The sequence below is a fragment of the Acetobacterium fimetarium genome (genome assembly GCF_014284475.1).
Taxonomy (GTDB): domain Bacteria; phylum Bacillota; class Clostridia; order Eubacteriales; family Eubacteriaceae; genus Acetobacterium; species Acetobacterium fimetarium.
The window spans coordinates 1-19668 of the sequence record NZ_WJBC01000026.1; the positions used below are offsets into that span (position 1 = coordinate 1).

Consider the following 19668-nt stretch of genomic DNA (forward strand, 5'->3'; position numbering starts at 1 on the left):
ACCTATTTTTAGCTATTCAGTACAAGATATAATGACTGTTCTGCACTTTTAGCTCTACTTAGCGAGGTAACTATTTAAATAAAAGCCTTAAAAATCAATGATTTGAGGCTTGACATTATAGGAAGGAGAAATTGAATGATGAAAAAGCGCAAAATGCTTCTGATACCACTTGCTTTTATTTTGCTGATTGTAGGATTCATTATCTATGGATTTATAAATTCCAATATGAATCTGACAAATGGGTCTACATCTTCTGAGCAGTTTCAAGGGTCAGATGAGGGGAGTGACGTTACATTAAATGAGAATTCTGAATCGTCGATACAAGATGTGCTGGATCAGAACAATGAAGAGTTGTTTAAAATGATCGATACACGAAAAACGGTTGTTTTTGCCATCTACGGAATTGATGACAAATACACAGAAGAGGGTAGAAGTGACATCATTATGGTAATTAAGTATGATCCCTCATTAAAGAAGATGGTCATTGTTTCAATTCCAAGAGATTTACGGATTGATATTCCCGGATATGGTATCGCCAAAATTAATGCGGCTTTTGCTTATGGCGGAAGCGAATTAGCAGATCAAGTGATTGAAGAACTTTTAGGTATCAAACTCGATTTTTCGATCCGCTTGAATTTTGATACATTTTCTAAAATTATCGATAGTGTCGGGGGCGTCACAATCAATGCCAAAAAAGATTTCTATTATGGTGACAAACTTGTCATTAAAGAAGGGAATCAGGTCTTAAATGGAAGAAAAGCGCTTTATTATGTCAGGTTTCGCAGTGACAGTGATGTCGATTATGGACGGATTGGCAGACAACAGGAGGTGGTTATTTCTTTGATGGAATATTTGAAATCAACCAGTCTCAAAGAGAAACTCAAACTGGTTGGAACCTATTATAATAATGGGATCACGACTGATGCGAAAGTTGCAAAGATTACGGATTATATTAAAATGAGTAACGAGGATGAAAATATTATCTATGAAAATTACCGTTTGCAAACATACTCGGAAGTCATCGATGGATTATGGTATGAGCTGTACAATCAGGAAGATTTAGATATGATCAAGAGTTTGTTCATTAATAAAGAAGAAATGAATTTAGAAAATTGGAAGTAAAATAGAAGGCAGCTAAGGTGTTTATTAAGGAAGGGTGATAAAGATGGATACAACAAAAGATATTGATTTAAAAGAGTTGATAGATATTATTGTTAAAAAATGGTGGCTGATATTATTACTTACAATTGTCGGTTTCGGTTCAGCCTATTTGGTGTCAGCTAAATATGTGACGCCTGTTTATGAAGCAAAAACAGTTCTATATATCGGCAGTGAAGATTCCGCGATGGGATCAATCGGAATTTCTTTAGGCCAATTAGAAGCGAATAGCCAGTTGCTGATTGACTACAAGCAAATAGCATTGACGCGTTTGGTAATTGATGAAGTTGTAAAAAATACCGGGTTGAACATTTCTTATATCGCGTTTCAGAATAATATCGTGATTGAAAATATCAGTGACTCCCGACTTTTTACGGTTGGGTTTAGAAATTCAGATCCCTTAATAGCCAAAAAGGTTTCGGATGAATTAGCAAAACAAATAACCGTAGCGGCTGCCCAAATCGTTGGGGTTGAGAATATTCGGATTCTGGACCAGGCTTTGGTACCGCAGACACCGGTTTCACCTAATCTGTTTCTGAACACCATGATCGGTGGCGCCCTGGGTTTGTTGATTTCCCTGATCATTGTAATTATGATGTTTATCCTTAAAGATACGGTAACAGATGAAGAAGATATCGAAAATCTGATCGGCGTGTCGGTCCTAGGAAGCATTCCGGAATTCAAAGGGGAGGCGAAATAAAATGACTTTTTCAAGTTTGGTAACACTGAGCGATCCTAAATCGTTTGCCACGGAGAGCTATAAACTGCTGCGGACCAATCTGAATTTCAAGAATGTTAAAAATAAATATCAGGTAATGCTGATGACCAGTGCCGGTAAACAGGAAGGAAAAACCACCACGATCTGCAATTTGGCGGTCACCCTTGCCCAGGCGGACAAAAGGGTATTGTTGATCGATGCCGACTTGAGAATGCCGCATGTGAATACGATTTTTGATATTAATAAACGGCAGCCCGGTTTGTCGAACATGCTGGTCGATGATTTGCCGATTGAGGTTGCGGTCAATAAAATTCCGAACCTGGAAAAACTGGAAGTCCTGACGGCGGGAAACAAACAGGTATCACCGACGGAGCTGTTGAATTCGGATTCTTTTGAGGAGATGATCAGGGCATGCCGGAACGAATATGATTTCATCCTGATCGATGCGCCGCCCGTTTTAAGCTTTGCGGATGCCAGCATTGTCTCGAAAGCAGTTGATGGGGTGCTTCTGGTAGTGGAAGCTCAGGAAACAAAAAAAGCACTGGTCGTGGAAGCTAAAAAAGCCCTGGATAAGGTCGGCGCAACAATCATCGGCGTTGTCCTGACCAAAGTTAAATACAAGAAAAATGCCAATTATTACCGGTACAGCAAGTATGCTCAGGATAAGGTTGAATAGGTTTGTCAATCAACAGTCCGGCTTCTGGTTGATCGTTCTGTTGGTGCGAAAAAAAGCAGATCTCATTCATGTTTAAAAACGATTATTCCGATAAAACAAAAGGAATTAGTTAAGTTGGAATTTCTGGTTTTTATGGTATAATAATACAAATTTTTGTACAGTTTACACCATTTCATCTGTACGACAACGGAAAGGTTATTGGCATGATTGAAATTTTAAAAAATAAAATGACACCTGAGCGCATTTTATCGGCGGGGGTTGGTCTCGAGAGGGAAGGACTTCGGGTTACGCCGCAGGGAAAACTTGCATTAACCCCACATCCTTCGATATTTGGTGACAAACTGGGAAATCCGTATATTACCACCGATTTTTCAGAAAGTCAGGTGGAAATAATTACCCCGGTGTTTGATTCGGTGGATGATGCCTATCATTTTCTGGAGGCGTTAACGGATATTGTGATTAATGAAATAAACGAAAACAATGAGCTTTACTGGCCTTATTCGATGCCCTGCGATATCCCGGAGGACGAGGACATCCCCATCGCCGAATATCAGGGCGAAGAAGGCAAAAAAGCAAGAGCATACCGCGAAAAGCTGATTAAAAAATATGGTGGGAAACGGCAGCTGATTTCTGGCATTCATTATAATTTTTCATTCAGTGATGACGTTCTGGAGACCCTTTTCAGAGAATCCGGCGGTGAATTATCCTACCGCGATTTCAAGGATAAAATCTATTTGAAAGTATTAAGAAATTTTCTGCGTTATCGCTGGCTGATTGTTTTTCTGTTGGGATGCACGCCCGGATTACATGGGTCATACATCGAAAAATGTTTAGCGTGCATGGAAGAAGTGGATAGCAGTGAGACCTTTTTAAGTCAAGATGGAACATCAGCGCGAAACGGCAGCTGCAGCGGCTATAAGAATGAAATTGATTTATATCCGAGCTATGCTTCGGTCGATGAGTTTATCGCTAGCATCGAAGAATACATCAAGCGCGGCGATATTTCGGAAGCCAAGGAGTTATACGCTCAGATTCGGTTAAAGCCAAAGAAGTTTAATGATGTATTGGGATCGTTGAAAGCCGACGGTATTCAGTATCTTGAGATTCGCACCATCGACCTGAATGTATTTGACAAATGCGGCATTGCAAAGGTTGATCTTGAATTTCTGAACATCTTTATGCTGTTTCTGCTACTGGAAGGGGAAGAGTCTTTCGACACCTGGCAGCAGGAAGCCCTGATCAATGAGGTCAAAGTGGCTGAACATGGCCTGAAAGCGGACCTGGAACTGCTGGATCACCGCCATTGGACGTTGAAAACAGCGTGGGCGGAGGATATCCTGGAAAAAATAGCTGAGATCAATGAGTATCTGGATTTGAAGCAGGACCATTGCATCGAGGTGATGCAAAACCGTTTGCGAAATCCGCAGACAACCTATGCCGAGCGCCTCAAACAGCTGATGACTGAAAAAGGTTATCTCAATGCCAATCTGGAGCTGGCCAATGAGTACCGAACCGATTCGGTAAGCAGACGCTATTGCCTGAAGGGGTTTGAGCAATGGGAATTGTCGACGCAAATTTTAATCAAAGAGGCAATCACCCGCGGCATTAAAGTGACGCCGATGGATGCCGCGGATAATATCATCGCCCTCGAAAAAGACGGCCATAAAGAGTATGTGAAACAGGCGACTAAAACGAGTGCCGACACCTATATTACCCCATTACTGATGGAAAACAAGGTGGTCACGAAAATGATTCTCAAGGAAAATGGCATCCCTGTTCCAGCAGGTGAAGAGTTTTTTTCCGTTGACGAAGCAAGACTCAAGCTTCCCAATTATGTTGGGAAAAAGGTGGTCATCAAACCAAAATCGACAAATTTCGGTTTAGGCATCTGCATTTATGATCGCGGCGGGACCATTGAGGAGCTTCTGGAAGGCGCCCGAATCGCGTTTGCGTATGATCATACAATTCTGATCGAAGCTTATGTAGCCGGATTGGAATACCGCTTTCTGACCATGGGTGATGAAGTTGTTGCGGTACTGCATCGCAGAGCCGCGAATGTGGTGGGCGACGGTATCCACACCGTTCAGGCGTTGATCGACAAGAAAAATGAGCATCCCTATCGCGGTGATGGTTATACGAGTCCTCTGAAAAAAATCAAGCTGGATGATCAGGCACAGCTGTTTTTGAAACAACAGGGCATTTCGGCTTCAACCGTTCCCCGGCCGGGAGAACTTGTTTATCTGCGTGGCAATTCAAACATCAGCACCGGCGGAGACAGCATCGATTATACCGATAAGATGCATCCCCGTTTTAGTGAAATTGCCATGAAGGCGGTACGGGCTTTTGGCGCAAAATTCTGTGGGGTGGATATCATCATTGAAGACTATAGCAATCCCGAGTCGGCATTCGGTATTATTGAACTGAACTTCAATCCGGCCATTATGATGCAAGCTTATCCGTTTGAAGGAAAAGAACGTCGTCTTGGCTATAACATATTAAAAACCATCGGTTTGGCCGATTAAAAAAAAACAGCAGGTCCGGATGACCTGCTGTTTTTTTATATTAGGAATGAAAAGAAAAAGGGGAGATTTTCATCTCGCAACTATATGATAGTTCTCAAACCTTTAGGTAAACTTTTATTTGTGTTAAGCTTAAGTTAAATTAAGTTAACGCTATTTGTGGCGCTTGGTCAGTTCTTTGAAAATGGACGTTAAATCAACGCCCTGGTTGTTGAGCATCACAAACAGATGATAGATCAGATCGGAAGATTCATAGATCAGTTCATCCGGGTCATTGTTCTTGGCGGCAATGATCGTTTCGGCTGACTCTTCGCCGATTTTTTTGCCGATTTTGTCGACCCCTTCCCGGAACAGGTAGTTGGTGTAAGACCCTTCGACCGGGTTGCTTTTGCGGTCGGCAATCAAGGCAAAGAGTTTCGGCAGAATGTCAATATTGCCGAGCGCATTTGTTTCGTCGGTCATCATATTTCGATAGAAACAGCTGGTGTTTCCGGTATGACAGGCCGGCCCGGCCGGTATCACCTGAAGCAGCAGGGTATCCCCATCGCAGTCGTAGTCGATTGAAATAATTGTTTGAAAGTTACCGGATGTTTCGCCTTTAACCCATAGCTGCTGTCGGCTTCTGCTGTAGAAAGTCGCTTTTTTGGTTTCAATGCTTTGTTTTAAGGCGTCTTCATTCATCCAGGCCATCATTAAAACCTGGCGGGTGCTGTAGTCTTGGACAATAGCTGGAACAAGTCCAGCGTCGTTGTATTTAATCGTTGATAAATCCATAATTAACCTTTCTAAACCCGTCTCACGGGAATTTGTTGATCGTGCAGATAATTTTTCAGATCAGAGATCAGAATTTCTTTATAATGGAATACCGAGGCGGCCAGGGCAGCGTCGGCGCCAACTTTCAGAACATCGGCAAAGTCCTGCATTTTTCCGGCCCCGCCGGAAGCAATGATAGGGATGGTCAGCAGTTCTGAAAGTTTTTTATTCAGTTCAAGATCGTAGCCTTTTTTTACGCCATCGGTATCGATTGAATTGATGCAGATTTCTCCGGCGCCGAGGCTTTGACCGCGTTGCGCCCATGCGATGGCGTCAATTCCGGTGTTTTCACGACCGCCTTTGACATAAACGTCCCAGGAACCCTGATGATTCCGTTTGGCATCGATGGAAAGCACCACACACTGGGAACCGAATTTCAGCGCAGCTTCCCGGATCAGCTGGGGGTTTTTAACGGCGGAGGAGTTGACGGAAACCTTGTCCGCGCCAGCCATCAGAACCTTTCGGAAATCTTCAACTTTGCTGATGCCGCCGCCGATGGTGAAGGGAATGCGAATGGCCTCAGCCACTTTTTCGACAATATTGATGAAAATATCCCGGTCTTCATATGTGGCGGTAATGTCATAGAAAACCAGCTCGTCCGCGCCCTGTTCGGAATAGTAACGGCCCAATTCAACAGGGTCGGCAACGTCCTGGATGTTCTGAAATTTTTTTCCTTTGACAACCCTGCCGTGATCGACATCCAGACAGGGGATGATCCGTTTGGTCAGCATGATTTAAGCTCCGCGATCAGCGCTTCAAGATCGATGGTGCCTTCATAAAGCGCTTTTCCGGTAATCGCACCGTACAGACCCATTGAATTCAGCCGTTTCATATCTTCAATACAGGAAATGCCGCCGGAGGCGATGATATCCATATTCAGATTATTATTGAGCACACCGAGCATTTCGAAATTGGGACCGGTCATCATGCCGTCTTTGGAAATATCGGTGTAGACCAGGGTTGACAGTCCGTACCGTTCCAGTTTACTGGCCAGCTCCAGGGCTTCGATATTGCTGTTTTCAACCCATCCTTCGGTACAGACGATGCCGTTCTTGGCATCAATCGAGACGCAGACTTTGTCATCATAGAGATCCAGCAGTTTTTCGATGAAACCAAAATCTTTAACCGCCTGAGTGCCGATGATAATGCGCGAAACACCGCTATCGATGTATTCTTTGGCGATCTCCAGCGTCCGGATGCCGCCGCCGAGCTCAACGGGAATATCAAGAGCTTCGACAATTTTTTTGATCAGCTCGAGATTCTTGGGCTGACCGTCAAAAGCGCCGTCCAGATCAACCAGGTGCAGGTATTCAGCGCCTTTAGACTGCCAGTTGAGGGCGACATCGACCGGATTATCAAAATAAATGGTCTCTGCGTCTTTTTGTCCTTGCATCAAACGAACACATTTACCGTTTTTTAAATCAATTGCAGGAAAAACAATCATGATAATATCTCCTTAAAGTTTTTTAATAATTGCAGCCCGACTGCGGAGCTTTTCTCGGGATGAAACTGCATTCCGATGACATTATCTCGCTGCACAATGCCGGGAACCTTAACGCTGTATTCGGCATAAGCGACGACATCATTGAAATCGGCTGGCACAGCGTAGTAGGAGTGGACAAAATAGACATAATCCTCATTGCTGATGTTTTTCACCAACAGGCTTTCCCGGTTGATGATCAGATTGTTCCATCCCATATGGGGAATCTTGATACCGGGGGCAGTGAATTTGACAATTTCTCCGGGGATATAGGAAAGGCCTGAAAATTCGCCGTCTTCATAGCTTTTATCAAAAAGAAGCTGCATCCCCAGACAGATGCCGAGCAGAAATTTCCCCTTCTTCACGTTGGCATCGAGCGCATCGATCAGATCAAATTTTCTCAAATTAGCCATGGCATCTGAAAATGCGCCAACGCCGGGAAGAATAATCGCTTCAGCCTGATCCAGTATTTTTTTATCCCGCGTGATGACGCCTTCCAGGCCGACATCCCCCAGGGCGGTATAGACATTTTTTAAATTTCCGACATCGTAATCGACAATTGCTATCAATCGCGTTCCTCCTTGTATTTTTAAAAAGTCTGAACAAAAGTTGCTTTGATGCCGGTTTGCGCAATCAATGTGGTAACGTGTAGGCGAACAGTCCTAAGACTGTCCGCCGTACAGTGTACACATTGATTCGCGCAAACCGACAGCGAAGCTCACGGACGTAATTATTCAATGATTCCTTTGGTTGAAGGAATCTCGGTGTTGCCGGCCTCAATGGCGCAGGCGGTCTTCAACGTGCGACCCAGTGATTTGAAAATGCCTTCGACAATATGATGGTTGTTGGTTCCATACAGGGAAGCGATGTGAAGGGTCATTTTGCTGTTGGCCGTAAAGGCAACGAAGAATTCTTCCAGCAGTTCGGTTTCAAAATCGCCGATAAACTCCCGGGTCAGCGGCACATCGAAGACGAGATAACCGCGTCCGCTGATATCCACGCAGGTTCGGCACAACGCCTCATCCATCGGCGTGAATTGGAAAGCATAGCGGTTGATACCGGCTTTGTCGCCCAGAGCTTCATAAAATGCCTTGCCGAGCAGGATGCCAATATCTTCAATGGCATGATGATTGTCGGCCTTGTCGCCGCTGGCTTCAATGTTTAAATCAAACTTTCCGTGTTTAGTAAAAAGCGTCAGCATGTGGTCGAAAAACCCGACGCCGGTACTGATTCTGGCGATTCCGGAGCCGTCAATGTTCAAAGCAAGGGAAACATCGGTTTCCGTGGTGGCCCGTTTTAATGAACTTTCACGCTTCATTGTACACGACCTCCCGGATAATTTCCAGAATCTTTTGGTTTTCCTTCGGTTTGCCCATTGAAAAACGGATGCTTTCAGGACAGGTGCCGGTTTCTTTGAAACGTTTGATCAGGATATTGCGGCTGAGCAGGGCTTCATAAATTTTTTCAGCCAGCGGCGTTTCAAAATAGATAAAGTTTGAACCGGAAGGATAAACGGTGAGGTTAGGGAATTCTTTTAGAACAGCCATCACTTTTTCCCGTTCGGATTTGATTTCGGCAAGATTTTTCAACGTCTTGTCCCGGTTCTGTAGCGCAAGTACGGCCAGTTTTTGGGTCAGCACATTCAGATTATACGGGGCTTTGACCTTATAAAGGACATCGATAACCGGCTTGTTTCCCAAGGCATAGCCGCAGCGAATCCCGGCCAGGCCAAAGGCTTTCGATAAGGTACGAAGAATCAGCAGCCGTGGATAATTGGCCAGCAGATCGACACCAGATTCACCAAAAAATTCGATATAGGCTTCATCCAGTACCACCAGCGATGGAACGGCATCCAATATTTTGATGATATCCTGCTTCGGAAAGATGTAACCGGTCGGGTTGTTGGGGTTGCAGAGGTACAAAAGCTTGGCCTGATTGTCGCAGGCGGCTTTGATCAGGCCGTCAACATCCGGGAGATGGCCGGGCAGATCCGGTACCCGGATATGCCGGGAATCCGAAATGTTGGCCCAGATATTGTACATATCAAAGGATGGCGAATGCGATACCACGACATCACCGGGATTGACAAAAGCCTGGTTGATCATGGCAATCAGCTCGTCGGAGCCTGATCCGCAAATGATGCCATCCGTGGGAATGCCGGTATAATCGCTGAGCGCTTTCAGCAATTCGGGAAAGCAGGCTTCGGGGTAACGGTTGAGATCGGTATTGCAGATCTCATCGGTGAATTTGCGTTTCAGAATCATCGGAAAATCATAGGGACTTTCATTGGCATTGACGATGATTTCATATTGCGGGGCGTCGACCTTGTAGGCAACGAGGTTTTGGATATTTTTTCTGATCAAGTTTTCCATTAGTTTTCAAACCGCCTTTCAACTGCTTTTGCGTGAGCATCCAGGCCTTCTGATCGCGCGAAGGCCGCAATTTTCTGATAGACATCGCCAAGGCAACGCTGATCATAAGACAGGATGCTGGATTTTTTAATAAAGTCATAAACGCCCAATGGCGAAGAAAATTTAGCTGTGCCGGAAGTCGGCAGGGTATGGTTAGGTCCAGCAAAATAATCACCCAGCGGTTCCGGTGTGTAGGCACCCATGAAAATTGCACCGGCATTTTTCACTTTTTCCAGCGCGCTCATGGGATTTTCAATCAGCAGTTCTAAATGCTCTGGAGCAATCTGGTTCGACAGTTCAAAGGCTTCATCGAGATCGTTGACGATAAAAACAAAGCCGAAATCATCCACTGATTTTCTGGCGATATCCTTGCGGCCCAGATCGGCCTCGATTTGTCGGTACACTTCTGCAATCACCTGCTTGCCCAGATCCTCCGAAGTGGTGACCAGAATCGGCATCGCCATTTCATCGTGTTCGGCCTGGGACAGCAGATCGGCGGCGGCATAAACGGGATTGGCATGTTCGTCGGCGATGATCAGCACTTCGCTGGGGCCGGCAATCATATCGATGTCGACTTTGCCGAAAACTTCTTTTTTGGCGGTGGCCACATAGATATTTCCGGGTCCGACAATTTTATTCACCGGTTTGATGGTTTCGGTGCCGTAGGCGAGGGCGGCAATTGCCTGGGCACCGCCGATTTTATAAATTTCCTGAACACCGGCAATTTTGGCGGCGGCCAGAATATTGGGGTTGATTTTTCCGTCACGCCCGGGCGGAGTCACCATCACCAGCGATTCAACACCGGCAACCAGGGCGGGGATGGCATCCATTAAAACGGTGGAGGGATAGGTAGCTTTTCCGCCCGGCACGTAAAGTCCGACGCGTCCAATCGGGGTAATATGCTGTCCGAGCACAACGCCGGGCTTTGGTTCGTAGGTCCAGGTGGTTTCCAGCTGCTTTTCGTGAAATGCCCGGATATTGCCGGCCGCTTCTCTGATGATGTCAAGCAGGCTGTCCGGGACAGAATCAAAGGCTTCCTGGATTTCTGCTTCAGTGACCTGTAGCTGGGTCAATTCGCAGTGATCCAATGTCTGAGTATAGTACAGCAGCGCCGCATTACCATCCGTTTTTACGCCTTTGATGATTTCCAGGACGGCGTTTCGGATGTCGTCTCGGGCATCATCATTGCGTTTCAGAAGTTTTTCAAGATCTTTATTTTTATCATAGATAACAGTTTTCATAATGGCTTCCTTTCTCAAAGCTGTTTTTCGAATTCCTTGATGATGGGGTCGATGAGCTCATGCTTGGTTTTCAAACTGACCTGATTGACGATCAGACGGGAACTGATGTCACAGATTTCTTCCAATACGGTCAGACCGTTTTCTTTCAATGTATTGCCGCTTTCAACAATATCGACGATGCAGTCGGACAAGCCGATCAGTGGTGCCAGCTCGACCGATCCGTTGATCTTAATGATATCAACTAATTGTCCTTTTGTGTGAAAATAATTTTTGGCAATGACCGGATATTTGGTGCCGACGACCAGTTTTTTTCCATAGGGGATGGGGCGGTCTTTAAATCCGGCAACACACATTTTGCAACGCCCGATATTCAGGTTCAGCATTTCATAGACTTGAGCGGGATGCTCGAGCAGGACATCTTTGCCGACAATTCCAATATCGGCGGCCCCTTTTTCGACATAGATGGGGACATCCGGTGATTTCACCAGAAAGAATTCGATCGTTCCGGTGGTATCGGTAAAAATCAGTTTCCGGCTTTTTTCGGAGTAATCCTCGAAAATATAACCCAATTCAATCAGCAGTTCAATGGCCTTTTTTGCAACGCGGCCCTTTGCGAGGGCAAAACGAATTACCATTTAGTTAACCTCACTTTCAATTTCTAGGGAATCAAGCGGTTGGAATTCACCGTTTTTTTCAGCGAAAAACTGACCTTCAGATAAGAAATAAATTTTCGCATTTTTGTAGAGCTGGTTTTTTTGCAGGCTGCGCAGATGATCGTCCCAGGCGCTTTTTATGATAAAAACTTCCGCCATAACATGATTGGCTCTTAACTTTTGCGCAAATTGATAAGCGCGAGCTTTGTCATCAGCGGCATAGAAGATGATCGTCCGGGTTTGATCGTCCTGCGGCAGCAGATTTTCCTCTTCCATATAATCAATGACTTTAAGCAGATCGATAGCAAAGCCACATGCCGGCCGGGGGATACCGAATTTTTCGGATAAATTGTTATAACGTCCGCCGCTGATTACCGGTTCACCGCAGTTGCTGATATAGCCTTTAAAATTGATATCAGTATAGTAGTTCATTTGATTGGTGAAGCCCAGGTCAAAGATCACATATTTGGCGAGTCCGATGACCTCCAGATGATGATATATTTCCGCAATCTGTTCGACGACCCATTCCATTTTGGTGTTGATACAGAGCGTTTTCATTTCTTTGAGGACATTTTTGGGTTGCCCGTAAAGTGTGGGCAGTTTTAAAATGATGTCTTTTTTATCGGCAGCCATATCCAGCCCGCTCAAGTAGGCAGCAATATCGCCGATGTTCTTGTTCTCGATGTATCGAAAAAGTGTTTCCCGCTCTGTTTCGGATAAATCCAGTTCATCAAAAAGATAATTGGTGAATCCGACATGACCGAGATCGATATGAACATCGGCAATGCCATTTTCAAGCAGGGACAGAATCGCCAGCGCAATCACTTCACCATCACATTCGGGACTGTTGTTCCCGAAATACTCAATCCCGATTTGAGTAATTTCTTTTTTTATCATTTCTGGTGAAGAAAAATTACGGTAAATATTGGATTGATAAGAATATTTTATGATTTCATCAGAATGGGGATGATTCATGGCAGCCATTCGGGTAATCGGCAAGGTGGCATCCGGTTTTAACACCAACACCTTGCCTTGATGATTGACCAGCTTAAAAAGATCGTCGCTGGGAATAGAATCTTCGTGAACGTAGAGATCATAGGTTTCAAAGGTTGGTGTGGATATCTGGTGATATCCGTACGACCGATAAAGCGACATGAGTTTACAGGTGATTTTTTCCAATGAAAAATAATCCTGATGTTGAATATTTTCAAAGCCGTCAATGGTATAATTAAAGAGCATGATGAACCTCCAATACTTCATTACTGTAGTTTGATAAAGTGATAACACTATTTTAACACTTAATTTTTATTTGTCAAAGCTTTTAATGGGTTTTTAATAATAATTTATTATAGTATACTTATGATTTAAAGGCAAATCACGTGAATGATATGCTAGTTACACGCAGAGTGAAAGTATAAATTTAAAAATGTTCATTTTTGAACGGTCTGAATAAAAAATACAACATCAGAAAGTCAGGTATTCGAATGATTGATTATTCCAAATTCTTTTCAGTTGAGCATATCATCATGATCGCAGCCGTTGCGGCCGGTGGTTTTTTATGCTGTAGTGTATTGGCATTGCTGATATTTAAATCATTCAGACAAAAAATGGAAGCAAGCGAAATCGAAAAGTGCTTTTTTGCCGGATTAATTAACCAGGTTACAGATTGTGCTTGTCTCATCGACGGTGAAGGGATCATTAAAATTGCGAATGATCAGTTTTTTAACTATTGCGGAAAAACGCCGGAGAAGCTGATTGGAAAAAATATTCAGCGGATTCAGACTGATTATATTCATGGCGATCATCAGGAAGCATTCAGAAAAGCGATCAGAGAACGCGGCTTCTATGAATTTGACGTCAATTATTTTCGCAATAATGGCGATGTCACGCCCTTTCATCTTACGATTCGGTTAATTGAAATCGAAACCCGGAAGAAAGGGCCGCAGAAGTATTATTGTATCACTGCTGTCGATCTGAAAAAGACAAATGAAAAAGATGATTACATCATGCAGCAACAGGACAAGTTGTTGGAAATACAACATTTGGCCAAATTGGGATATTGGGAAATCGATTACGCCACAAAAAAAATCTATTGGTCGCGGGAACTTTATAGTATACTAGGCTATGAAGAGGGTGAGATTGAGCCGACGCTTGATGTTATTTATGCGATGGCTTACGAAGATGATCAGAACAGGGTATGGAAAGCCTTTTTAAATGCGTTCCAGTCTCAGAAAAAAGTGGATACCCAGTATCGGATCAAGAACAATCTGGGGAAAACACTTGATATTTATCTGAGAATTCGACATACCTTTTCGAATTCAAATGAACATTTAAGAACGGTCGGCATTCTTCAGGATATAACGAAGCAGGTCGATTTAAGAGACGAGCTCAATTCGCAGCTGATTTATAAAGATACCGTTTTAAACAACTGCAGTCTTTTGTATATTGAATGCAACAGTGATTTTAGTGTCAAAAGTATCAATAATCCGGTTAGTCACCTGATCGGAATCAATGCTGAAGCGGCTCGCGGAAAGCAACTGCTTGAAATCTTCGGAAAACTAAGTCGCGCCCACCGGAATTTTGTTCAGGACAATATGAATTTTGCAAGACCGATGCCATTGAAAGATTTTAGCGGCAGCATGCATTATATTCAGTGGGATCATGCGACATTTACTAGAAAAAACAATGAATTCGTGAACATTCTCGTTGGAATTGATATCACCGAAACGATTGAACAGCGAAAAGCCATTGAGGATTCCTTCGCGATTGATCCCGTTACAAAACTGCCCAATCGCTATAAATTGGATCAGGTACTGGACAATTACTTTGAAAAAAACGGGAAAAGACAGGACAAGCATCTGTTTCTGTTATTCATCCACATCAAAGGTCTTTATGTTATTGCCGACGGGTTCGGACAGAGTGCTGAAGATCAGGTGATGCGGTCAATCAGTGAGCGCTTGTACAGCGCCATTGGCAAGTACGGGCTTTTTGTCCGTCGCTATTCGAATCAATTTGTATTGTTCTATCCGTGCGAGGTTAATATGGAAAAAACCGCGGAGCTCTGTAAATTAATTACCGAGTTATTGAGGATTCCCTTTGCTGTGAAGGATTCTCAAATAAATCTGGGAAGCCATATCGGTGTTTCAAAATTTCCGGAACATGCAAAATCCAAAGAAGATCTCGTTCGCTTTGGAAGTGCTGCCATGCATGAAGCTCAGCATTTGAATGCTGACTATTATGTTTACAGCAAAGATTTGGAATTGGATGTAAAAGAGAAAATAAAGAAATACAAAGCAACAATTAACGATTAAATAGAGGAGTCATATATGACCTATAAATGTGTGGTTTTTGATTTTGATGGTACTCTCGCCGATACTGAAGAGAAAGCCTTTAACATATACAATCAACTGGCAGCAAAATATAAATACAGCACGGTAACAATGGAAGAATTACAGCATATAAAAAATCTTCATATTAAAGAAATAAAAGAAATTGTGGATATTCCCTTCTATCAGTTTCCGAGAGCAATAAAAGAGGGACAAAAGCTGTTGAAGGCGGAATCCAGTGAAATCAATGCGTTCTGTCCGGACATCCATGCCTTTTTTACAGAATTGAGGAGAGATACCGACCATACCGGCATCTTGACCTCTAACATTAAAAAGACTGTGGCACAATTTCTTAACACCTACGAGATGAGTGAGGAAATCGAATTTATCATGTGCTCGGCGTTGATGTCAAAAAGCAAAAAAATAAAAAAAGTATTAAGAAAATTTGATCTTAAACCCAGTGAAATGCTGTATGTTGGCGACGAATCGCGGGATATCGAGGCCTGCCATAAAGTGGGCGTGGATATCGTTGCGGTTAAGTGGGGATATAACACGCCTCATGCACTCGAACGCTACAATCCCACCTTTATGATCGACAATTTATGGGATGTCATTGATATTGTAAAAAAAAAGAATAAAGTATAAAATGGTTTGAGCAGTATTAAATCTGAAAACAGAGTTTGAAAATCGAAAGGATTTTATGGAAAAATTAACGTCGCCAAGGGTAATTGAAACACTATTAAAAAAATACGATATCCACTTCAATAAGCGATTTGGTCAGAATTTTCTGACGGATGAGAATATTGTCAATAAAATTGCAAACGCGGGAGAAATCGATGCGGGTGATCTGGTTTTAGAAATCGGCCCCGGAATTGGAACCATGACTCAGGTGTTGAGTGAGCACGCGAGGAAAGTGGTCACGGTGGAAATCGATAAAAAGCTGATTCCGGTGCTGAATGAAACCCTGAAAGACTGTAAAAATGTTGAAATCGTTCAGGGCGATATTCTTAAGACCAATGTGCGAGAAATTCTTGGTGATGACATTGAAACGATGCCGTTTAAAATTATTGCCAATTTACCTTATTATATCACCACGCCCATCATCATGGGCTTTTTGGAATCTGATTTACCCATCGAATCGATGACGTTTCTAATTCAGAAGGAAGTTGGCGAACGTCTTTGCGGTGAGCCGGGCACAAAGGCTTACGGTTCTCTGAGTATTGTTGCGCAGTTTTATGCGGATATTAAAATCGATTTTAATGTGCCGTCGCATGTATTTATTCCCAAACCGAAGGTGGATTCCATCGTCGTCACCCTGAAAAAACTGGCGACGCCCCGAATTCAGTGTGACAACAAAAAACTCTTTTTGTCCATTGTCAAAGCCAGCTTTCTCAATCGCCGCAAGACCTTAATCAATGGCCTGACCATGAATACCCATTTTGATAAAGAGGTGCTGCTTCAAGTGCTGGAAGAATGCGGGATTGCACCGGGTATTCGCGGTGAGATGCTGACGGGAAAAGACTTTGCAAACATTTCAAATCACCTGAACAAATACACCGCTTGAGAAAAAACTATCGTGAGCTTCGCCGCCGGTTTTCCAGATTAATTGCGAAACTCAAATGAATCGAACAATTGTTGCTTTGTGCTTGGTTTCTACAAACAATTTTGTAACGTGTAGGCGAACAGTCAATAGACTGTCCGCCGTACAGTGTAAAAACTGTTTCGTAGAAACCAAGTGCAAAGCTAACGGTAGTCTATATTTTTAAAGGAGAGAAAGCATGATTGAAACGAGGGACATCACCCTTAAGTATTCAGGCAGCAAAGGAATATTTGACTTGAATTTCAATGTCGCAAAAGGGGAGACATTCGGTTACATTGGACCTAAGAACGCCGGGAAAACATCAACAATTCGGGTCTTGATGGGATTAAGTCATCCTGGCAAAGGCAGTGCAACCATCAATGGGCTGAATTGCTTTAGAAAAGCGGCGGCCATTCAAAAAATAGTTGGTTATGTTCCGGAGGAGACCGCTTTTTTTGACGGGATGCGGGTAAAAGAATACTTGAATTTCATCACCCATATGCGGGGGGCAGTCGGATCAAAGAAAACCCAATTGAGAGATTCGCTGATCGAACGCTTTGAATTGGAAACGCGTGGCAGAATTGAATATTTATCCAAGGATATGAAACAAAAACTGGCCATCGTCACGGCCTTCATGCATGATCCGGAAATTCTGGTGCTGGACGAACCCACAAACGGACTTGATCCGCTGATGCAGTCGCGCTTTCTGGATTTGATCATTGAGGAAAAACGCCGCGGCAAAACGATTCTGATGGCGACGCAGATGTTTGAAAATGTGGAACGGACCTGTGATCGGGTAGGTATTCTGAAAGAAGGCCACCTTGTTGAACAGGATGATATCATTCAAGTGAAGTCGGCAGAAATAAAATCCTACTTTGTGCGGTTTGAGGCACATCCCAATCTTGAACAGCTGAAGAAATTCGGCTTTGGTTTTAAACAGTTTTCGGACAAAGATTATGAAATTTACTGTCAGGGAGATCGCATTGATGTTCTGGTTAAAGTGTTATCTCATGAAAAGGTTTTAGTTTTCAACTCCAATACTCAGACATTGGAAGAAATTTTTCACAAGTACTACAGTCAGGAGGAAGAAACCGCATGAGTATCCCATTGCTGCTTAAAGATATAAAAAACAACGTGATGTTATTATTAGTTTTTATCGTTTTGATGTCGATCTATCTGGCGGTCATTATATTTATGTATAACCCAGATGGCGCCGGGGCATTGTTGGACATGCTGTCCTTACTGCCGGCTACCTTTGTTAGTATTCTGGGACTCAGTGCCATTGACAGCGGACTGACCGGTTTTATTGCCGGATTATTCTACGGCTTTTTAATTTATCTTTTTCCGATGGTCTATTGCATTATCCTGGGAAATCGTCTGGTTGCAAAATGGGTTTATGACGGTTCATTTGGCTGTTTATTAGCGACACCGAACAGCCGGATTAAAATTATTGTCACCCAGGGCCTGTATATGGTGCTCTCCATCTTTGTTTTGTTCGCGGTCCTTTTTTTGGTCGGTGTGGGAGTCAGTGGATACTTTTTCCCCGGCATGCTTGACACGACATTGTTCATGAAGCTGAACCTGAGCGCCTGTCTGATGACCGTGACGATTGGGCTGATCTGCTTTTTCTTTTCCTGTTTATTTAACAATACGAAATTGTCGTTAACCTTTGGAGCCGGCATTCCGATCCTGTTTTTCAGCTTAACCATGCTGAGCGGACTCTCAGAACAAACTTCATTTTTGGGGAAATTCTCATTGTACACGGTCTTCAACAGCATGGCCATTATTAATGGTGAAACGAGCGTTGTGATGGTGTGCAGCGGTTTTTTAATCATCAGTCTGCTTTTATTAGCAGCCGGCGTTGGCGTCTTCAGTATCAAACGCCTTCCGGTCTGAAACAAAAAAAGGGAGCTTTTTAAAAGTCCTGAGCTTGGCGACAAAACACTAACGTAGTACCGACAATTGTTACATCATGTTGTACCCTAAGGGGCAGGCTCTATGCATCAGAGCGGACATCTCGAAGAGTGTCCGATTCTGCAGCATACAACAGATTAACAATTGGTCGGTACGGGTTTTATCGACAACCTGAGGGGCTTTTTCAAAAGCTCCTTTTTGTGATTATTCGATGACGTTTCTGAGGATGCCGATTTGTTCGATTTCCGTTTCGATTTTATCGCCATGCTGTAAAAATTGCGGGGGATTGAGGGCAACACCGACGCCGGCTGGCGTTCCGGTCAGAATGATGTCTCCGGGCAGCAGAGTCATTCCTTTGGACAAGTCACTGATGATGGTGGGAATGTCGAAAATCATATGATTGGTGGTGGAATGCTGACGGACTTCACCATTTACCCGGCAGGTTATGGCCAGATTAAACGGTATCTTCAAGGCACTTTTATGCAGGATTTTTGGACCAAGCGGACAGAAGGTGTCAAGGCTTTTGCCCTTATACCACTGGGAATGTTTTTTCTGCAAATCCCGCGCGGTGATATCGTTGGCGATGGTATAACCAAAGATGTATTCCTCCGCTTTTTCCTTGGGAATATCAGCGCCCTTTTTCCCAACAACGATGGCCAGCTCCGCTTCGTAGTCAATTTCTTTGGTGGCATTGGCATGCGACAGAATAACCGTATCCGGACCGGTGACGGATGTCGGCAGTTTGGAAAAATAAATTGGACTTTCCGGCAGCTCGGTCAACGAAGGGATGTTTTTGATTTCCTTCGCGTGGTCCGCATAGTTTTTACCAAGACAAAAAATATTTCTTGGCGGCTTGGGAATCGGCGCCAACAATTTGACCAGGTTGAGGTTGATCCCAAGATTGGGGTTGGCCGTCATTATTTTGTCGATATCGCATAATAATTCGTCAGTTGCCATGGGAATAAAATCGATTAATCGTTCCGGAAATTTGAGACCCATTTGTTTGCCGATGGTTGTAATCGGTAAAACCTTTTTTCCATCTGCGGTCAGGATACCGCCTTCGCTAAAAGCATTATATTGATACGTTACAAAATACATTGTGAATCCCTCCTTTTTCTTTATTTTATCATAACATCATCTGGACAGGAATTCCAGATCAAAATAATATCCTAAGATAACG

19 protein-coding genes are annotated in these 19668 nt (G+C 43.6%); 9 read left to right on the plus strand and 10 right to left on the minus strand.

From position 1 onward, the window contains the following. Positions 1 to 135 precede the first annotated feature (135 nt). The 4 genes from GH808_RS13150 to gshAB all read left to right on the plus strand — a co-directional run bounded on the left by GH808_RS13150 (position 136) and on the right by gshAB (position 5074). Positions 136 to 1122: an LCP family protein gene (locus GH808_RS13150; RefSeq protein ID WP_186843252.1), complete on the plus strand. Its 987-nt coding sequence runs from the start codon at positions 136 to 138 to the stop codon at positions 1120 to 1122. A 43-nt stretch (positions 1123 to 1165) separates the two neighbouring features. Next, a complete protein-coding gene (locus GH808_RS13155; RefSeq protein ID WP_186843253.1) occupies positions 1166 to 1858 on the plus strand; it encodes a YveK family protein in 693 nt (230 codons plus the stop codon). A 1-nt stretch (position 1859) separates the two neighbouring features. Beyond that, positions 1860 to 2552, plus strand: coding sequence for a CpsD/CapB family tyrosine-protein kinase (locus tag GH808_RS13160; RefSeq protein WP_186843254.1), 693 nt, complete (start codon positions 1860 to 1862; stop codon positions 2550 to 2552). Between the two features lie 203 nt (positions 2553 to 2755). Next, positions 2756 to 5074, plus strand: coding sequence for a bifunctional glutamate--cysteine ligase GshA/glutathione synthetase GshB (gene gshAB / locus GH808_RS13165; protein ID WP_186843255.1), 2319 nt, complete (start codon positions 2756 to 2758; stop codon positions 5072 to 5074). A 150-nt stretch (positions 5075 to 5224) separates the two neighbouring features. Here gshAB and hisIE read toward each other — a convergent pair whose 3' ends face one another. The 9 genes from hisIE to GH808_RS13210 form a co-directional block, all read right to left on the minus strand. Beyond that, on the minus strand, positions 5225 to 5845 hold the full coding sequence (gene hisIE / locus GH808_RS13170) for a bifunctional phosphoribosyl-AMP cyclohydrolase/phosphoribosyl-ATP diphosphatase HisIE (RefSeq protein ID WP_186843256.1): 621 nt from the start codon (positions 5843 to 5845) through the stop codon (positions 5225 to 5227). Positions 5846 to 5856: 11 nt separating this feature from the next. Then, complete coding sequence (gene hisF, locus GH808_RS13175; protein ID WP_186843257.1) at positions 5857 to 6615, minus strand: imidazole glycerol phosphate synthase subunit HisF; 759 nt, start codon at positions 6613 to 6615, stop codon at positions 5857 to 5859. Continuing rightward, a complete protein-coding gene (hisA, locus tag GH808_RS13180) occupies positions 6609 to 7328 on the minus strand; it encodes a 1-(5-phosphoribosyl)-5-[(5-phosphoribosylamino)methylideneamino]imidazole-4-carboxamide isomerase (RefSeq protein WP_186843258.1) in 720 nt (239 codons plus the stop codon). The genes hisF and hisA overlap by 7 nt, the downstream gene beginning before the upstream one ends. Further along, positions 7325 to 7933 (minus strand): imidazole glycerol phosphate synthase subunit HisH, encoded by a 609-nt coding sequence (gene hisH / locus GH808_RS13185; RefSeq protein WP_186843259.1) that lies wholly within the window; start codon positions 7931 to 7933, stop codon positions 7325 to 7327. Before hisH ends, hisA begins: the two co-directional genes overlap by 4 nt. 161 nt (positions 7934 to 8094) lie before the next feature. Next, positions 8095 to 8682: an imidazoleglycerol-phosphate dehydratase HisB gene (gene hisB, locus GH808_RS13190; RefSeq protein ID WP_186843260.1), complete on the minus strand. Its 588-nt coding sequence runs from the start codon at positions 8680 to 8682 to the stop codon at positions 8095 to 8097. Next, positions 8672 to 9736, minus strand: a complete 1065-nt coding sequence (gene hisC / locus GH808_RS13195) for a histidinol-phosphate transaminase (protein ID WP_186843261.1) — start codon at positions 9734 to 9736, stop codon at positions 8672 to 8674. The genes hisB and hisC overlap by 11 nt, the downstream gene beginning before the upstream one ends. Next, positions 9736 to 11016, minus strand: a complete 1281-nt coding sequence (gene hisD, locus GH808_RS13200; RefSeq protein WP_186843262.1) for a histidinol dehydrogenase — start codon at positions 11014 to 11016, stop codon at positions 9736 to 9738. Before hisD ends, hisC begins: the two co-directional genes overlap by 1 nt. A gap of 14 nt (positions 11017 to 11030) precedes the next feature. Further along, a complete protein-coding gene (hisG, locus tag GH808_RS13205; RefSeq protein ID WP_186843263.1) occupies positions 11031 to 11651 on the minus strand; it encodes an ATP phosphoribosyltransferase in 621 nt (206 codons plus the stop codon). Continuing rightward, positions 11652 to 12908, minus strand: coding sequence for an ATP phosphoribosyltransferase regulatory subunit (locus tag GH808_RS13210; RefSeq protein ID WP_186843264.1), 1257 nt, complete (start codon positions 12906 to 12908; stop codon positions 11652 to 11654). Between the two features lie 245 nt (positions 12909 to 13153). Here GH808_RS13210 and GH808_RS13215 point away from each other — a divergent pair, with 245 nt between their 5' ends. From GH808_RS13215 to GH808_RS13235, 5 genes are all read left to right on the plus strand, one after another. Further along, positions 13154 to 14980: a sensor domain-containing diguanylate cyclase gene (locus GH808_RS13215; RefSeq protein ID WP_186843265.1), complete on the plus strand. Its 1827-nt coding sequence runs from the start codon at positions 13154 to 13156 to the stop codon at positions 14978 to 14980. Between the two features lie 15 nt (positions 14981 to 14995). After that, positions 14996 to 15640: an HAD hydrolase-like protein gene (locus GH808_RS13220; protein ID WP_207722334.1), complete on the plus strand. Its 645-nt coding sequence runs from the start codon at positions 14996 to 14998 to the stop codon at positions 15638 to 15640. Positions 15641 to 15695: 55 nt separating this feature from the next. After that, positions 15696 to 16559, plus strand: a complete 864-nt coding sequence (gene rsmA, locus GH808_RS13225) for a 16S rRNA (adenine(1518)-N(6)/adenine(1519)-N(6))-dimethyltransferase RsmA (RefSeq protein WP_186843266.1) — start codon at positions 15696 to 15698, stop codon at positions 16557 to 16559. A gap of 214 nt (positions 16560 to 16773) precedes the next feature. Further along, entirely contained in the window at positions 16774 to 17673 is a 900-nt protein-coding gene (locus tag GH808_RS13230; protein ID WP_186843267.1) for an ABC transporter ATP-binding protein, read from the plus strand. Further along, the gene (locus tag GH808_RS13235; protein ID WP_186843268.1) at positions 17670 to 18470 is read left to right on the plus strand and encodes a hypothetical protein; all 801 of its coding nucleotides are present in this window, start codon (positions 17670 to 17672) and stop codon (positions 18468 to 18470) included. The genes GH808_RS13230 and GH808_RS13235 overlap by 4 nt, the downstream gene beginning before the upstream one ends. A gap of 222 nt (positions 18471 to 18692) precedes the next feature. Here GH808_RS13235 and GH808_RS13240 read toward each other — a convergent pair whose 3' ends face one another. Further along, complete coding sequence (locus GH808_RS13240; RefSeq protein ID WP_186843269.1) at positions 18693 to 19586, minus strand: fumarylacetoacetate hydrolase family protein; 894 nt, start codon at positions 19584 to 19586, stop codon at positions 18693 to 18695. Positions 19587 to 19668 lie beyond the last annotated feature (82 nt).

Bases quoted from the DNA above. Each gene is read 5' to 3' on its own strand.
- hisC (WP_186843261.1), bottom strand. From the start codon at position 9,736: ATGGAAAACTTGATCAGAAAAAATATCCAAAACCTCGTTGCCTACAAG.
- hisA (WP_186843258.1), bottom strand. From the start codon at position 7,328: ATGATTGTTTTTCCTGCAATTGATTTAAAAAACGGTAAATGTGTTCGT.
- GH808_RS13215 (WP_186843265.1), top strand. From the start codon at position 13,154: ATGATTGATTATTCCAAATTCTTTTCAGTTGAGCATATCATCATGATC.
- hisD (WP_186843262.1), bottom strand. From the start codon at position 11,016: ATGAAAACTGTTATCTATGATAAAAATAAAGATCTTGAAAAACTTCTG.
- GH808_RS13210 (WP_186843264.1), bottom strand. From the start codon at position 12,908: ATGCTCTTTAATTATACCATTGACGGCTTTGAAAATATTCAACATCAG.
- GH808_RS13235 (WP_186843268.1), top strand. From the start codon at position 17,670: ATGAGTATCCCATTGCTGCTTAAAGATATAAAAAACAACGTGATGTTA.
- GH808_RS13230 (WP_186843267.1), top strand. From the start codon at position 16,774: ATGATTGAAACGAGGGACATCACCCTTAAGTATTCAGGCAGCAAAGGA.
- hisIE (WP_186843256.1), bottom strand. From the start codon at position 5,845: ATGGATTTATCAACGATTAAATACAACGACGCTGGACTTGTTCCAGCT.
- gshAB (WP_186843255.1), top strand. From the start codon at position 2,756: ATGATTGAAATTTTAAAAAATAAAATGACACCTGAGCGCATTTTATCG.
- hisG (WP_186843263.1), bottom strand. From the start codon at position 11,651: ATGGTAATTCGTTTTGCCCTCGCAAAGGGCCGCGTTGCAAAAAAGGCC.
- GH808_RS13150 (WP_186843252.1), top strand. From the start codon at position 136: ATGATGAAAAAGCGCAAAATGCTTCTGATACCACTTGCTTTTATTTTG.
- hisB (WP_186843260.1), bottom strand. From the start codon at position 8,682: ATGAAGCGTGAAAGTTCATTAAAACGGGCCACCACGGAAACCGATGTT.
- GH808_RS13155 (WP_186843253.1), top strand. From the start codon at position 1,166: ATGGATACAACAAAAGATATTGATTTAAAAGAGTTGATAGATATTATT.
- GH808_RS13240 (WP_186843269.1), bottom strand. From the start codon at position 19,586: ATGTATTTTGTAACGTATCAATATAATGCTTTTAGCGAAGGCGGTATC.
- GH808_RS13160 (WP_186843254.1), top strand. From the start codon at position 1,860: ATGACTTTTTCAAGTTTGGTAACACTGAGCGATCCTAAATCGTTTGCC.
- GH808_RS13220 (WP_207722334.1), top strand. From the start codon at position 14,996: ATGACCTATAAATGTGTGGTTTTTGATTTTGATGGTACTCTCGCCGAT.
- hisF (WP_186843257.1), bottom strand. From the start codon at position 6,615: ATGCTGACCAAACGGATCATCCCCTGTCTGGATGTCGATCACGGCAGG.
- rsmA (WP_186843266.1), top strand. From the start codon at position 15,696: ATGGAAAAATTAACGTCGCCAAGGGTAATTGAAACACTATTAAAAAAA.